General features: G+C 70.6%; 15 protein-coding genes and 1 riboswitch. Of the genes, 7 read left to right on the top strand and 8 right to left on the bottom strand.

What is annotated here, in order from left to right; translation table 11 throughout:
- Positions 1-3 precede the first annotated feature (3 nt).
- Positions 4-411 (bottom strand): ATP-binding protein, encoded by a 408-nt coding sequence (locus SSP08S_RS06970; RefSeq protein ID WP_019066856.1) that lies wholly within the window; start codon positions 409-411, stop codon positions 4-6.
- 96 nt (positions 412-507) lie between these two features.
- Complete coding sequence (locus tag SSP08S_RS06965) at positions 508-2064, bottom strand: ABC transporter substrate-binding protein (RefSeq protein WP_019066855.1); 1557 nt, start codon at positions 2062-2064, stop codon at positions 508-510.
- A gap of 370 nt (positions 2065-2434) precedes the next feature.
- Here SSP08S_RS06965 and SSP08S_RS54885 point away from each other — a divergent pair, with 370 nt between their 5' ends.
- Complete coding sequence (locus tag SSP08S_RS54885; RefSeq protein WP_158697137.1) at positions 2435-2824, top strand: hypothetical protein; 390 nt, start codon at positions 2435-2437, stop codon at positions 2822-2824.
- Positions 2825-2849: 25 nt separating this feature from the next.
- On the opposite strand, the gene SSP08S_RS06955 is transcribed toward SSP08S_RS54885, so the two are convergent.
- A complete protein-coding gene (locus SSP08S_RS06955; RefSeq protein WP_019066853.1) occupies positions 2850-4076 on the bottom strand; it encodes a metallophosphoesterase in 1227 nt (408 codons plus the stop codon).
- A 4-nt stretch (positions 4077-4080) separates the two neighbouring features.
- Entirely contained in the window at positions 4081-4320 is a 240-nt protein-coding gene (locus SSP08S_RS06950) for an SCO4848 family membrane protein (protein ID WP_026178254.1), read from the bottom strand.
- 91 nt (positions 4321-4411) lie between these two features.
- Here SSP08S_RS06950 and SSP08S_RS06945 point away from each other — a divergent pair, with 91 nt between their 5' ends.
- The gene (locus SSP08S_RS06945; protein WP_026178253.1) at positions 4412-5734 is read left to right on the top strand and encodes a D-alanyl-D-alanine carboxypeptidase family protein; all 1323 of its coding nucleotides are present in this window, start codon (positions 4412-4414) and stop codon (positions 5732-5734) included.
- Here the strand turns inward: SSP08S_RS06945 and SSP08S_RS06940 are convergent.
- On the bottom strand, positions 5682-6632 hold the full coding sequence (locus tag SSP08S_RS06940) for a YihY/virulence factor BrkB family protein (protein ID WP_019066850.1): 951 nt from the start codon (positions 6630-6632) through the stop codon (positions 5682-5684). The genes SSP08S_RS06945 and SSP08S_RS06940 overlap by 53 nt on opposite strands.
- 159 nt (positions 6633-6791) lie before the next feature.
- Between SSP08S_RS06940 and dprE2 the strand changes: the two genes are divergently transcribed.
- A complete protein-coding gene (dprE2, locus tag SSP08S_RS06935) occupies positions 6792-7535 on the top strand; it encodes a decaprenylphospho-beta-D-erythro-pentofuranosid-2-ulose 2-reductase (protein WP_019066849.1) in 744 nt (247 codons plus the stop codon).
- A 6-nt stretch (positions 7536-7541) separates the two neighbouring features.
- Here dprE2 and SSP08S_RS06930 read toward each other — a convergent pair whose 3' ends face one another.
- Positions 7542-8120, bottom strand: coding sequence for a 2'-5' RNA ligase family protein (locus tag SSP08S_RS06930; RefSeq protein WP_019066848.1), 579 nt, complete (start codon positions 8118-8120; stop codon positions 7542-7544).
- Positions 8121-8283: 163 nt separating this feature from the next.
- The gene (gene trpS / locus SSP08S_RS06925; protein WP_043259296.1) at positions 8284-9297 is read right to left on the bottom strand and encodes a tryptophan--tRNA ligase; all 1014 of its coding nucleotides are present in this window, start codon (positions 9295-9297) and stop codon (positions 8284-8286) included.
- A 121-nt stretch (positions 9298-9418) separates the two neighbouring features.
- Between trpS and SSP08S_RS06920 the strand changes: the two genes are divergently transcribed.
- From SSP08S_RS06920 to SSP08S_RS06905, 4 genes are all read left to right on the top strand, one after another.
- Entirely contained in the window at positions 9419-10021 is a 603-nt protein-coding gene (locus tag SSP08S_RS06920) for an RNA polymerase sigma factor (protein ID WP_019066846.1), read from the top strand.
- Positions 10008-10925, top strand: coding sequence for a hypothetical protein (locus SSP08S_RS06915; RefSeq protein WP_043259282.1), 918 nt, complete (start codon positions 10008-10010; stop codon positions 10923-10925). Before SSP08S_RS06920 ends, SSP08S_RS06915 begins: the two co-directional genes overlap by 14 nt.
- A gap of 147 nt (positions 10926-11072) precedes the next feature.
- Entirely contained in the window at positions 11073-11798 is a 726-nt protein-coding gene (locus SSP08S_RS06910) for a hypothetical protein (protein ID WP_245607836.1), read from the top strand.
- Between the two features lie 11 nt (positions 11799-11809).
- The gene (locus SSP08S_RS06905; RefSeq protein WP_019066843.1) at positions 11810-12520 is read left to right on the top strand and encodes a hypothetical protein; all 711 of its coding nucleotides are present in this window, start codon (positions 11810-11812) and stop codon (positions 12518-12520) included.
- A 45-nt stretch (positions 12521-12565) separates the two neighbouring features.
- Here the strand turns inward: SSP08S_RS06905 and SSP08S_RS06900 are convergent, their stop codons facing one another.
- Positions 12566-14020 (bottom strand): glycine hydroxymethyltransferase, encoded by a 1455-nt coding sequence (locus SSP08S_RS06900; RefSeq protein WP_019066842.1) that lies wholly within the window; start codon positions 14018-14020, stop codon positions 12566-12568.
- 31 nt (positions 14021-14051) lie between these two features.
- Positions 14052-14141, bottom strand: a riboswitch (ZMP/ZTP riboswitch).
- Positions 14142-14145: the final 4 nt, after the last annotated feature.

Below are 14145 nucleotides of genomic sequence, written 5' to 3'. Positions count from 1 at the left end.
CATTCAGGTGGTGTCGTGGGCCTGCACGAGGGCCCACACCGTCTTGCCGTGCGCACCGCGGCTCCACACGCCCCAGGCCGCCGCGATGCCCTCCACGAGGTGCAGACCGCGGCCGGCCTCCTCGACGTCCGTCACGACCCGCAGCCGGGGTTCGACCCGGCCCTCGTCCGACACCTCGACGAGGCAGGAGCCGTCCGCGAGGGCCGTCACCGCGACCTCGAACTCCCGCTCGAGGAGCGGCCCGTGGCGTACGACGTTGGTGGCCAGCTCGGACACCAGCAGCACCGCGTCCTGGAGCGCCGGATCGTCACTGGCGTGCCCCCAGTCGGCCAGATGGTCGCGGACCCGGCGCCGGGCGAGCCCCACCGAGGCCGGGTGCCGGGGCAGCCGGAACGAGTTGCGTCTGACCACGTCGGCTCCTCACCCCGCGCACACCTCCGTCACATGGTGCTGCGTGCGCGGGCCGTCCGGCGTCACTCGGCCGGAGCCGGGCCCTGAGGACGGGGCTCAGATCCAGTCCAGCGCCCACAGCCGGAACACGCCGGTGCCGTCCGTGAGATAGGAGATGCCGCCGACGTCCTCGCTGCTCACGACGTACTCCTTGCGCTGCCACAACGGGATCAGCGGCACGTCCTCGGCGACGTCCGTCTGGACGTCCCGGAAGTCGTCGTCGACGCGGCTGCGGTCGGCGAACGTCTGGCTGTTGAGGATGAGCTGGTCGACCAGCTTGTTGCTGTAGCCGGTGTTCATGGTGGAGCCGGTGCCGACGAGCGAGGAGCCGAAGGTGTCCGGGTCGGGGTAGTCGGCGACCCAGCCGACCGCCCAGGCGTCCAGCTTGCCGGTGGCCCAGCGCTTCTGGAAGTCGGTCCACTCGTAGCCCTTGACGTCCACCTTGAACAGGCCGCCCGCCTCCAGCTGCTTCTTCAGCTCGGCGGCCTCCTCGGCGCCGGAACCGTGCCCGATGCCGTAGCCGTAGGTGAAGTGCACCGGGACGGAAACGCCGGCCTCTTCGAGGAGTGCCTTCGCCTTGCTGACGCTCTCGGAGGGGTAGGCGTCGAAGAAGGAGGTGGTGTGGCCGACGATGCCGGCCGGGATCAGCGAGTACAGCGGGTCGACGGTGCCGTCGTACACCGTGGCGGCCAGCTCGTCGCGGTTGATCAGCCAGGCCATGGCCCGCCGGACCAGGACGTCGTGCAGGGGCGTGCCCTTACGGGTGTTGAGGTACAGGTTGCGGGTCTCGGAGCTGTCTGCCTCCGACACCCGCTGGTTCGGGTCGCTGGCGGAGAGCCCGGAGAGCATCTTCGGCGGCAGCTGCCGGGTGGCGACCTGCACCTGCTTCGCCTTGTACGCCTTCTGCAGCGCGTCCGAGTCGGCGTAGTACCGCAGCTCGATCGGGCTCCCGGTGTTCTTGACCGCGCCCTTGTAGTGGCTGTTGGGCTTCAGGACGGCCTTCTTGCCCTTCGTATACGTCGACAGGATGTACGGCCCGGTGCCGTCGGCCTGGAACCCGTTGCGCGGGGCGTCCTTCGGGTACTTGCTGCTGTCGACGATCGCGCCGGCGCCGGTGGCCACCTTGAACGGGAACGTGGCGTCCGGCGACGACAGATGGAAGGTGACGGTCATCCCGGAGGCGGTGACCGAGCCGAGCGTGGAGAGCAGGGACGCCGGGCCGACGTCCGAGTTGATCTTCTTGACCCGGTCGAAGGAGTACTTCACGTCCGCGGCGGTCATCTTTCGCCCGCTCGGGAAGGTGAGCCCCTCGCGCACCACACAGCGGTACGTCCGCAGCCCGCTGCCCACGAAACCGCAGCTCTTGGCCGCGTCCGGGACGGGCTTCGTACCGCCCGAGTCGAACGTCATCAGCGACTGGAAGACATTGCTGTACAACGCCCAGGAACCCGCGTCGTACGCGGCGGCCGGGTCGAGCGACGTGACGGCGTCCGTCGTCCCCACCGTGATCGTCTTGTTCTTGTTCCCGTCCGACGGCAGCAACTGCCAGCCGCCCACTCCCACGGCCGCCAGAACCAGCAGCGTCGCGAGAATCCGTATGCGAACCGACCGCATCGGTGTGCCCTCCCCAGAACCCTCCCGGGTTCCTGCGCATATGCCACTCCCCTAGTGGCGCGGATCACCTAACCACAGGAGTTTCATCCGGGGGAAGAGGGTTCTGCCGAGATGAGAAAGAACTTACCGACGAGTGTTAATCGCCCGTTTCACAGACACTTCCCAGCCAATCCTCAGACCTGCTTCGGCAGGGCAACCAGGCCTGTTTCGAGGCCAGTTCGACCCACCGGGGTGACCGGCGCGGCGCGGCGCGCGGGCTCCGGCGCAGCCTTCGCGAAGACACGGTACGGCCGATGACCTGGGCGGGGCTTTGTCGTACCCGTGGGCTACCCTCACGGTTCCTGTACTTTGCACTTCCTTGGGGGGAAGCATGCGCAGCTTTGCCATGCCCGCACTTGCCGCTGTCGCCGTCTTCGCGCTCGCGGGCTGCGGGGGCAGCGACGACAAGGCGGACAGCGAGTCGTCCACAGCGCCCAGCTCCGCGCCGTCGGCACCCGCCACGCCCTCGACACCCGCCGCGCCGGCCGTCCCGTCGCCCGACGAGGCCCAGGCTCAGGCGCTGACGACCGTGCTGGACGCGCTGAAGCCCGGACTCGGCAGCGACGACAAGGACTTGAGCGACGCCCGGAACGTGTGCCTCGACATCAAGCAGGGCAAGGACGACGCGACGGCGGCGAAGAACGCCGCTGCCCGCTACGGCACGGATGAAGTGATAGCCGCCGGGATCGTGGCCGCTGTGAAGGCTTCCTTCTGTTCGTAGCCTGTTCGTAGCCCCGCCCCGTCAACTAGGCCTGTTTCGAGGCCAGTTCGACGATCGTGATGTCCGACGGCGCGCCCACCCGGGTGGGCGGTCCCCAGGCCCCCGCGCCCCGGCTGACGTACAACTCGGTGTCGCCGTAACGCTCCAGGCCCGCGACCGTCGGATTGGCCGCCGCCGCGATGAAGTTGCCGGGCCAGAGCTGGCCGCCGTGCGTGTGGCCGGAGAGCTGGAGGTCGACGTTGTGCTTCACGGCCTCGTGGATCTGCACGGGCTGGTGCGCGAGCAGCACGCACGCGCGCGTGGCGTCCCGGTCCCCGAGCGCCTTCCCGAAGTCGGGCCCCTGGCCCTCGCTCTCGCCCTGGATGTCGTTGACCCCGGCGAGGTCGAAGCCGGGGAGTTCGGTACGGGCGTTCTCCAGGGTGTGGATGCCGAGCCTGCGGACCTCTTCCAGCCACTGTTCGGCGCCGGAGAAGTACTCGTGGTTGCCCGTGACGAAGAAGCTGCCGTGCCGCGCCCGCAGCCCGGCCAGCGGAGCCGCCGCCGGCCCCAGGTTCTTGACGCTGCCGTCCACCAGGTCGCCCACGACCGCGATCAGATCGGGCTGCGTCGAGTTGATCGTGTCGACGACCTTCTGCGCGAACCCCCGCCCCAGGACCGGCCCCAGATGGATGTCGCTGACGACCGCGATCCTGAACCCGTGCGCGGACCGCGGCAGTTTGGCCAGCGGCACGGTGACCCGCTTGACCCCCGGGCCGCGCAGGACGCCGTAGGTGCCGTGTCCGACGGTCCCCACGGCGGCAGCGGCGGCCGCGCCTCCGACGACCCGGGAGACGAAGAGGCGACGGGAGGGGGCAGAGGTCCGCGGCTCTTCATGAGTCTCTTCGGGGGCTGCGGATTCGGTCTCTTCCACGGCCGTCTCGGCCCGCCCGCGCCGGTCGAGGAACCGGCGCAGCAGCGGCCGTAGGACCTCTCCCGCGAGGACGGCCATCAGCAGGTAGATGACCAGGGCCATCCACAGGAAGCCGGGCCAGCCCAGGACGCGCTGGAGCCAGAAGGGGGCACCGCCGCGCTCGGCGGCCAGGGCCGCGATCATCAGGACCGGGCCGGCGATCAGTACCACCGTGCCGGTGACGCGGGCGGGGCCCCACGCGCGCGTGGTGTCGCGGACGAGGCGGCGCCAGACGTACCAGTGCGCACCGCCCAGGACGGCTACCGCGACCAGGGCGACGAGAGCGATGACGACGATGGCCACTTCTTTATGACGTCTCGCGCAGTGCGCGCAGTCCACGCAACCCGAGGCCCCCGATGACCGTCCCCAATACGAAGGACACGACGGCCAGGGTCAGATGCACCCAGAAGTACGCCGTCGGGCGGCCGTCGTCGAAGGCCAGTCCGCTGCCGTCCGCGACGAGATTCTTGACGAAAGTGATCCAGATGACCCAGCTCCACACCCCGAAGGCGAGCAGGAACCAGGAGACGGGGCGGCTGAGCTTCATGAGTCCAGTATCGCCGTCGTCCTCCGGGGCCGGTGGCCGGGGTGGGGCCGGTGACGGGACTTCGGGTCGCCGGGCATGTACGTTCACGTGCGTGCCCGCTCCACAGCAGACCATCAGGCGATCCCTGCTGGTGCTTTCCGCCGCCCTGTCGTCCCTCGCGCTCACCGCGCCGCTCGCCCTCGCGGCTCCGAGTCCGACGCCGACACCGAGTTCGTCGGCCGGCTCGTCGGCGAGCCCGAGTACCAGTCCTACGGCCACTCCCCCGGCGAGCATGTCGTCCGTGGGCGGCGCCCGGCTCGCGCAGGCGGGGACGCAGGTCAATCTGGCGGCCGGCGTCCCGGTCGTGCCGAAGGACCTGACCGCGCGGTCGTGGATCGTGTCCGACGCCGAGACCGGTGATGTGCTGGCCGCGCACAACGCGCACTGGCGGCTGCCTCCGGCGAGCACCCTGAAGATGCTGTTCGCGGACACCGTGCTGCCGAAGTTCCCGAAGACGACCGAGCACAAGGTGGTCGCTTCCGACCTGGCCGGCATGGGCGCCGGTTCCAGCGTGGTGCCGATAAAGGAGGGCGAGAGCTACACGGTCCGCGATCTGTGGCTCGGGGTCTTCCTGCGCTCCGGCAACGACGCCGTGCACGTCCTGTCGCACATGAACGGCGGTGTGGACAAGACCGTCGCCGACATGAACGCGCACGCCCAGGACCTCCAGGCGCTGGACACGCATGTGGTGACGCCGGACGGCTACGACGAGCCGGGGCAGGTCTCGTCGGCGTACGACCTGACGCTGTTCGCGCGTTCCGGGCTGCAGAAGAAGGACTTCCGCGAGTACTGCTCGACGGTGAGCGTGAAGTTCCCGGGCGAGACCACGAAGGTGAAGGGCAAGTCGGTCCGCGGGACCTTCGAGATCCGCAACACCAACCGGCTGCTGAGCGGCGACTCGGACGTCTCGGTGTACCCGGGCATCGCGGGCGTCAAGAACGGCAACACGACCAACGCGGGCGCCACCTTCACCGGGGTCGCCGAACGCGGCGGCAAGGTGCTGCTGGTGACGGTCATGAACCCGGAGAAGGACGAGCACAACGAGGTCTACAAGGAGGCCGCGAAGATCCTCGACTGGGGCTTCCAGGCGGCCGGCAAGGTGCAGCCGGTGGGTGAGCTGGTCGCGCCGAGGAACGCGGCGCAGGCGAGCGCCCAGCCGGGTGCGACGGCCAGCGGGGAGGCGGGCGGGGACACGGCGGGCACGAAGCCGGCCGCGTCCTCCACCCCGGTGGCGGCCGAGGAGGACGGTTCGGGCGGGGTCGGGATCGCGCTCGCGATCGTCGGCGGGCTGCTGGTGCTGCTGGCCGGCGGTGTCTTCCTGGTCAACCGGCGCTGGCCGCTGCCGGATCTGGTCCGTCGTCGCCCGCGTCCCTGACCTTGGGGTCCTGGCTGCCGTCGGCCGGGACGTAGTCGTCGTCCTCGTCCGGTCTGCTCGGGGTCGCCGTCCAGGCGGCGCAGAACAGGACGAGTTTCGAGGTGAAGTTCATCCACAGCAGCAGGGCTACGGGGACGCCGAACGCGCCGTACATGCTCTTCGCGGCCACGCCCTGGATGTAGCCGCTGAGCAGCAGCTTCAGCAGTTCGAAGCCGACCGCGCCGATCAGCGCGGCCACGAAGAGCCGGCGGCGCGGGGGCTCGACGCCGGGCAGCAGGGTCAGGACGTACAGCAGAAGCAGGAAGTCGGCGAGTACGGCGACGGCGAACGCGGCGATCCGCAGCAGGATCCCGCCCCAGCCGCCCTGGGCGATGCCCAGTTGGTCGTTGATCCAGTCGACCAGTGCGGAGGCGACGGTGGAGACGGCGATCGTCGCGAGGACGGCGCCGCCCAGGCCGATCAGCACCCCGGTGTCGATGAGTTTGCGCAGCAGCGGGTTCTCGTCGCGGTCGGGCAGCTCCCACACCGCGCGCAGGCACTCCCGCATCGAGCCGACCCAGCCGATGCCGGTGAACAGCAGGACGGCACCGGCGATGAGGCCGACGGTGCCCGCGTTGTCCACCAGGGAACCGATGTCGAGCTGGTCGGAGATGCCGGGGACCTGCTCGGCGATCTTGTCCTGGAGTTCGTGCTGCTGGTCGGTGCTGAGGGTGGCGGCGGCGATCGCGGCGGCCACGGTCAGCAGCGGGAACAGCGCGATGAAGCTGATGAAGGTCATGGCGGCGGAGAGCTGCGACCACTTCACCCGGTCGAGGCGCTCGTACGACCGCCACGCGTGCGTGGCGGTGAGGCGCACCAGTAGCGGCCCGATGAAGGGGAGCTTCTTCAGCCAGTCCATGATCCGATTCTGCCCCCGTCCACTGACACCGATGTGCGGGTACCCACAAACAAGCGCGCGTGGCGCCCCATTGAACGGCATCCGATTAATCGCCCATTTCAGGGAGGCCGCCGATGCCGTACGACCAACCGCCCATAAGCGGGCGATACGGTCACGGGCATGCGTCCTCCACAGTCCCTCCTCGTCCTCGGCGGTACGTCCCGGATCGCACTGGCCACCGCCCGCAGACTCATCGCCCGCCGCACCCGTACGGTGTGGCTCGCGGGCCGCCCCTCGCCCGCCCTGGAGAGTGCCGCTGCGGAACTGCGCTCCCTGGGGGCCGACGTCCACACCGTCGCCTTCGACGCGCTCGACCCCGGCTCCCACGAGACCGTCCTCGGCAAGGTCTTCGCGGAGGGCGACATCGACCTGGTGCTGCTCGCCTTCGGCACCCTCGGCGACCAGGCCCGCGACGAGCGCGATCCGGCCGCCGCGGTACGGGTCGCGCACACCAACTACACCGGCGCCGTCTCGTCCGGCCTGATCAGCGCCCGGGCCCTGCAGGCCCAGGGCCACGGCTCCCTGGTGGTGCTCTCCTCGGTGGCCGGCGAACGGGCCCGCCGCACGAACTTCATCTACGGCTCCAGCAAGGCCGGCCTCGACACCTTCGCGCAGGGCCTGGGCGACGCGCTGCACGGCACGGGCGTGCACGTCATGGTCGTACGCCCCGGTCTCGTCCGCTCACGGACCATGGCCGACCCGAGGGCCGCCTCGCTCACGACCACCCCCGAAGCGGTCGCCACAGCCATCGAACTCGGCCTGCGCCGGGGCTCGGAGACGGTATGGGTGCCGGGGACCCTGCGCGTGGTGACGTCGGTGCTACGGCACCTGCCGCGGGGGCTGTTCAGACGACTGGCAGTCTGATTGCACTCAGTGGCTGGGGATCGTTCCACGATCCGTGCGGGCCGCCTGGGGTGGTACGACGGCGCCGCCGAAGGTGAACTCGCGGAGCTTGCGCCAGACGTCGTCGGCGCCCTGTTCGTAGAGCGCGAAGCCGGTGCAGGACCACTCCGCGCGGTAGTCGGCGAGCGCTTCGAAGGCGCGGTCCATCGACTCGTCGTCGATGCCGTGGGCCACGGTGACGTGCGGGTGGTACGGGAAGTGCAGCTCGCGCGCCATCGGCCCGGAGGCGGCGCGGATCTGCTTCTGCAGCCAGGTGCAGGCGGAACCGCCCTCGACCACCTGGACGTAGACGACCGGGGACAGCGGCCGGAACGTGCCGGTGCCGGACAGCCGCATCGGGAAGGGGCGCCCGGCGGCGGCGACCGAGACGAGATGGTCGTCGACCTCGGACAGCCGCGAGGCGTCCACCTCGGTGGGCGGCAACAGCGTGACGTGCGTGGGGATGCCGTGCGCAGCGGCGTCGCCGAAGCCCGCGCGCCGCTCCTGGAGCAGGCTGCCGTGAGGCTCCGGGACCGCGATCGACACACCGATCGTTACGGTCCCCACGTCGTCTCCTGTCGTCCTGATCGGTGTCCTGTTGGTGAGCGCGGGCAGCCACATGTGCGGCGGCCCGGCTATCGACTGTACGGCCACGACCGAGTTGTGGGCAGGCGCAACCGTAGTGATGTGCAGCGCTCTGTCCAGTGGTACTTCAGTGCGGTCGTACGCCTCAGTGCTTGGCGGGCAGGAAGCCGACCCGGTCGTACGCCTGCGCGAGGGTCTCGGCCGCGACGGCCCGCGCCTTCTCGGCGCCCTTGGCCAGGATCGCGTCGAGCGTCTCCGGGTCGTCCAGATACTGCTGGGTGCGCTCCCGGAACGGCGTCACGAACTCGACCATGACCTCGGCGAGGTCCGTCTTGAGCGCGCCGTACATCTTGCCCTCGTACTCCTGCTCCAGCTCGGCGATCGACCTGCCGGTGAGGGTCGACTGGATGGTGAGGAGGTTGGAGACGCCCGGCTTGTTCTCGGCGTCGTAGCGGATCACGGTCTCCGTGTCCGTGACCGCGCTCTTGACCTTCTTGGCGGTCGCCTTCGGGTCGTCGAGGAGGTTGATCAGGCCCTTCGGGGTGGACGCCGACTTGCTCATCTTGATCGACGGGTCCTGAAGGTCGTAGATCTTCGCCGTCTCCTTGAGGATGTACGGCTTCGGGATCGTGAAGGTCTCGCCGAAGCGGCCGTTGAAGCGCTCGGCGAGGTCGCGGGTGAGCTCGACGTGCTGGCGCTGGTCCTCGCCGACCGGGACCTCGTTCGCCTGGTAGAGGAGGATGTCCGCGACCTGGAGGATCGGGTACGTGAACAGGCCGACGGACGCGCGGTCCGAGCCCTGCTTGGCGGACTTGTCCTTGAACTGCGTCATGCGGGCGGCCTCGCCGAAGCCCGTCAGACAGTTCATGACCCAGGCGAGCTGGGCGTGCTCGGGGACATGGCTCTGGACGAAGAGCGTGCACCGGTCCGGGTCCAGGCCGGCGGCCAGCAGCTGGGCCGTGGCCAGCCGGGTGTTGGCGCGCAGGTCCGCCGGGTCCTGCGGGACCGTGATCGCGTGCAGGTCCACGACCATGTAGAACGCGTCGTGGGACTCCTGGAGGGCCACCCACTGGCGCACGGCGCCGAGGTAGTTGCCGAGGTGGAACGAGCCTGCGGTGGGCTGGATTCCGGAGAGCACGCGGGGACTGTCTGAGGCCATGTTCACCATTCTCTCAGGTCCCGGGACCCGGTCAGGAACCGGTCGGAACCGGGTGGGAACCGGATCGGAAGAGCTGTGGCACGGGTGGGAACCGATCCGCCTCGGGCGGTGTACCAGATATGTGAAGACGCGGGAGGGGGGCCGCATCGTCGATGAGGTCGCGGTGATCGCACGCGTATGCGCCGGAGAGCCGGAGGCGTACGCGGAGCTGGTGCGGGCCCACACGGGCATCGCGCTCAGGGCGGCCGCGGCTCTCGGGGCGGGTGCGGACGCGGAGGACGTGGTGCAGCAGGCCTTCGTCAAGGCGTACTGCGCGCTGGGCAGGTTCCGGGAGGGCTCGGCGTTCAAGCCGTGGCTGCTGTCGATCGTCGCCAACGAGACGAGGAACACCGTGCGTACGGCCGCGCGCCAGCGCACGCTCGCGGGCCGGGAGGCCGCGTTCGTGGAGGCCGAGCCGCTGATACCGGAATCGGCGGATCCGGCGGTCGCCACGCTGGAGACGGAGCGCCGTACGGCCCTGTTGTCCGCCCTGGAGCAGCTGAGCGAGGAGCACCGCCTGGTCGTGACCTACCGCTATCTCCTGGAGATGGACGAGCCGGAGACGGCCCAGGCCCTGGGCTGGCCGCGCGGGACGGTGAAGTCCCGGCTGAGCCGCGCGCTGAGGAAACTCGGGCGGCTGCTGCCGGATTTCCAGCCTCGGGAAGGAGGTGATGAGCGTGAGTGACGGACGGGAGTACTACGAGGGTGAGGGCACCGGCGCCGGCTCCCGGTTGCCGGAGGAGCTGCGGGCGCTGGGGCGTTCGCTGGACGCGCGGGGCGGTGGCGAGGGCGGGGCCGCCGGGGCCGAGACGATGGTCGAGCGGGTGCTGGCGCAGATACTGGCCGAGCAGATCCCGGTCCCCGTCCAGGAGGCCGGGCCGGGCGGGGTCCGGGCGCGGCTGCGCGCCGTGCGGCACTGGGCGCGGCTGCGCCGGCGCGCGCTGACGGCGGCCCTGTGCAGTCTGCTGACGGTGCTCGTGCTCACACCTCCGGTGCGGGCGGCGGTCTTCGACTGGTTCGGCTTCGGTGGGGTCGAGGTGCGGTACGACCCGTCTGCGGTGCCCTCTGCCGGTGCCGTGGTGCCCGGGTGCGGCCGGTCGGTGACCTTGGCGCAGGCCCGGCGGCAGGCGGGGTTCGAGCCGCTGGTGCCGGACGCGCTGGGTGTTCCGGACGCGGTGACGGTGACCGGCGAACCGCGTGGGCGCTTTCTGGTCAGCCTGTGCTGGCGGGAGGGCGGGCACACGGTCCGGGTCGACGAGTATCCGGCGCGGCTGGACATCGGCTTCGCCAAGACGGTGAGCCGACCGCCGGAGTGGCTGTCGCTGGACGCGTCCGTCGCGCCGGACGGCATACAGGACCCGGCGCTGTGGTTCGCGCGGCCGCATCTCCTGAGTTTCTGGCTGGTGGACGGGGACGGTGACCGCTATACGCGGGCGGAGCGGACGGCCGGACCGACGCTGCTGTGGACGCATCCGGTCGACGGAGTTCCCGGTGGTGATCTGACGTTCCGTCTGGAAGGGGTGGCGTCGAAGCAGCGGGCTGTGGAGATCGCCAAGTCGGTCGACCGCCGGCACGAGTCGGACGAATAGGGCGCGCGGAGTGGGAACTCCGGAGGGTCGGGCGGTGTACCAGAAGTGACAGGCGGCTCGCGGGCGGGCCGTACGGGGATCGGCTGGTCGGGGGTTCGGATGTCCGGAGTCGGAAGTGCGGTCAGGACAAGCGGAAGCGCGGGCAGGATGCGCGAACTGACAGCTCTGAGCGGGGCGTTGGCGATGACGCTGTCGCTGATGGTGTGGGGTGCCTCGGAGGCGGCGGCGGGCGGGCCGACCAGCGTGCTCGTCACCTCGCCGACAAGCGGACAGGCCACGGCGCTGTACTACTCGGACGAACGGTACGGAAAGCTCCAGCAGTTGCTCGGCCCCGAGGGCAGGGGCACCCGTGACAAGCCGCCCGAGGCCGATCTCACCCGTGCCCGCCAGATCAATGTCACCTGGCTGGCGCACGACATATCGCCGTGGCGGATCGACCGGGTCTTTCCCGTCGAGTCCCGTCCCCAGGCGGTGTGGATCCACACGGCGGCCGACGTGCCGGAGAACGCGAATCTGAACGGCTATTGGCACCGCGCCGAGCATCCGGCCCAACTGCGCGCTCTCTTGCGGAAGTTGGGAGTGACGGGCACGGGCGGCGGGTCCGACGGCTATTCGGGCATCTTCCCGGCACCGTGGCAGTCGACCGAGTCCGCTCCGGCCGTCGCCGCACCTGACACCGCCGTAGAGACCAGCACGGTGCGGGTCACCGCGCGGGACGAGGACGACGGCACCGACTGGTGGTGGGCGATACCGGGCGCCGCGGCCGGAGCGGTACTGGCCCTCGTGCTGCGGCCGTTCGCCCTACGGCTGCCGCCGAACCGGTGGCGGAAGGGGCGGGAGCCGGGGACCAGGCAGGAGTTGCGGGACGTGTGAGGGGTGGAGGGATGGAGGGGCGCGGGATGGAACGCGGGAGCTTGCGGGGCGCGTGTCTCGTGGGGGCGTCGGTGGTGATGGCTCTGGCCGGGGCGGCTCAGGTCGAGGCTGTCGGGATGGATCAGGTGCGGGTTCAGGATCCGCGCCGGGACATCCCGGATCTGGCGCTGGTCGTGGCGGGCGACACGGGCCGGACGGAGGCGTGGCACTCCGGGGAGCCGTCGTTCGCGCGCCTGTGGACGTTGTTGCAGCCGACGTACGCGGGCACGGAGCGGGTGCCGCAGGAGTGGGAGGCGGGCCGGTATCCGGCGGTGCGGATCACCGTGGTGTGGGGGCTCACCGGGGTCGGGGGCTGGCCTCGGACGAGTCGGGCTCCGGGTGGTGATGTGGCGGTGGAGCGGGAGGACCAGCTGTTCGTCGCCGAGGACGGCACACCGTGGGTGCGGACGGATCCGGCGCCGGAGGTGGCGGACGACGACATCCGCTGGCATCGGGCACCGCGTCCGGTCTTCACGCGGATGGAGAAAGCAGGGCTGCTCGGTGAGGTCAGGGGCGATACCGGCACTGTGAAGGATGCGCCCGGGCCCGCCGAGCGGGTCGGGTGGGCGACCGCGGGTCTCGCCGTCGGCGTCGGCGGCACGCTGCTGATACGCCGCGCGGCGGCCCGGCGTGAGGCCGGACCGCCGCGCGAGGAACCACGACAGGAACTCATTGACCTGTGAGAGTCGCCGATCTTTGACAACTCGACAGAGGGTGCGGGCCGGCTGTCAGCCGAGGTCGATCTCCGGGTACAGGGGGAAGCCGGACACCAGGTCCGTCGCCCTGCGGGAGATCTCGTCCGAGACCTTTGCGTCCAGGACGTGGGACGCCTTGCTCGGCGCGCCCGACTTCGTCGTGCCCGGCTCGGCGGTGGTGAGGACGCGGTCGATGAGGGAGGCGACCTCGTCCATCTCCACCGTGCCGAGGCCGCGGGTGGTCAGGGCGGGGGTGCCGATGCGGATGCCCGAGGTGTACCAGGCGCCGTTCGGGTCGGCGGGGATCGCGTTGCGGTTGGTGACGATGCCGGAGTCCAGGAGGGCCGTCTCGGCCTGGCGGCCGGTGAGGCCGTACGACGTCTCGACGTCGATCAGGTTGAGGTGGTTGTCGGTGCCGCCGGTGACGAGGGTGGCGCCCCGGCGCATCAGGCCGTCGGCCAGCGCCCGGGAGTTGTCGACGATCCGCTGGGCGTAGTCCTGGAAGGAGGGCCGGCGGGCCTCGGCGAGGGCGACGGCCTTGGCCGCCATGACGTGCGGGAGCGGGCCGCCGAGGACCATCGGGCAGCCGCGGTCGACCTGGTCCTTGAGGGAGTCGTCGCACAGGACCATGCCACCGCGCGGGCCGCGCAGCGACTTGTGGGTGGTGGTGGTGACGATCTGGGCGTGCGGGACCGGGTCGAAGTCGCCGGTCAGAACCTTGCCCGCGACCAGGCCGGCGAAGTGCGCCATGTCGACCATGAGGGTCGCGCCGACCTCGTCGGCGATCTCGCGCATGAGGCGGAAGTTCACCAGGCGGGGGTAGGCGGAGTAGCCGGCGACGATGATCAGCGGCTTGAAGTCGCGGGCCGAGGCGCGCAGCGCGTCGTAGTCGATGAGGCCGGTCGCCGGGTCGGTGCCGTAGGAGCGCTGGTCGAACATCTTGCCGGAGATGTTCGGGCGGAAGCCGTGGGTGAGGTGGCCGCCGGCGTCCAGGGACATGCCGAGCATGCGCTGGTTGCCGAAGGCCTGGCGGAGTTCGGCCCAGTCGGCGTCGGAGAGGTCGTTGACCTGGCGGACGCCCGCCTTCGCGAGGGCGGGGACCTCGACGCGGTCGGCGAGGACCGACCAGAAGGCGACGAGGTTGGCGTCGATGCCGGAGTGCGGCTGGACGTAGGCGTGGCGGGCACCGAAGAGTTCACGCGCGTGCTCGGCGGCGAGGGACTCCACGGTGTCGACGTTGCGACAGCCGGCGTAGAAGCGGCGGCCGATGGTGCCCTCGGCGTACTTGTCGCTGAACCAGTTGCCCATCGCGAGCAGGGTGGCCGGGGAGGCGTAGTTCTCGGAGGCGATCAGCTTGAGCATCTCGCGCTGGTCGGCGACTTCCTGGCCGATCGCGTCGGCGACGCGGGGCTCGACGGCGCGGATCACGTCGAGGGCGGCGCGGTAGGCGGTGGACTCGTTGGAGAGGGGCGCGGAATTGTCGGGCATGGGGACCTCCGGACGTGGCGTTCGGCGTTCACGGTACGGCCCAGGCGCACGGCACACATTGCAGCTCGGGCCGCTCCCCGATGGTCGGTCCCATCCCAGCGCGCCAGTCACGGCCCGCCGGTCAG

This window comes from Streptomyces hokutonensis, assembly GCF_000376565.1.
Classification (GTDB): Bacteria; Actinomycetota; Actinomycetes; order Streptomycetales; family Streptomycetaceae; genus Streptomyces; species Streptomyces hokutonensis.
Note: the sequence above shows the minus strand (reverse complement) of the source record. Positions and strands in the feature narration are given on the sequence as shown.

Bases quoted from the DNA above. Each gene is read 5' to 3' on its own strand.
- SSP08S_RS06965 (WP_019066855.1), bottom strand. From the start codon at position 2,064: ATGCGGTCGGTTCGCATACGGATTCTCGCGACGCTGCTGGTTCTGGCG.
- SSP08S_RS06910 (WP_245607836.1), top strand. From the start codon at position 11,073: ATGCGCGAACTGACAGCTCTGAGCGGGGCGTTGGCGATGACGCTGTCG.
- SSP08S_RS06900 (WP_019066842.1), bottom strand. From the start codon at position 14,020: ATGCCCGACAATTCCGCGCCCCTCTCCAACGAGTCCACCGCCTACCGC.
- dprE2 (WP_019066849.1), top strand. From the start codon at position 6,792: ATGCGTCCTCCACAGTCCCTCCTCGTCCTCGGCGGTACGTCCCGGATC.
- SSP08S_RS06915 (WP_043259282.1), top strand. From the start codon at position 10,008: ATGAGCGTGAGTGACGGACGGGAGTACTACGAGGGTGAGGGCACCGGC.
- trpS (WP_043259296.1), bottom strand. From the start codon at position 9,297: ATGGCCTCAGACAGTCCCCGCGTGCTCTCCGGAATCCAGCCCACCGCA.
- SSP08S_RS06905 (WP_019066843.1), top strand. From the start codon at position 11,810: ATGGAGGGGCGCGGGATGGAACGCGGGAGCTTGCGGGGCGCGTGTCTC.
- SSP08S_RS06940 (WP_019066850.1), bottom strand. From the start codon at position 6,632: ATGGACTGGCTGAAGAAGCTCCCCTTCATCGGGCCGCTACTGGTGCGC.
- SSP08S_RS06950 (WP_026178254.1), bottom strand. From the start codon at position 4,320: ATGAAGCTCAGCCGCCCCGTCTCCTGGTTCCTGCTCGCCTTCGGGGTG.
- SSP08S_RS54885 (WP_158697137.1), top strand. From the start codon at position 2,435: ATGCGCAGCTTTGCCATGCCCGCACTTGCCGCTGTCGCCGTCTTCGCG.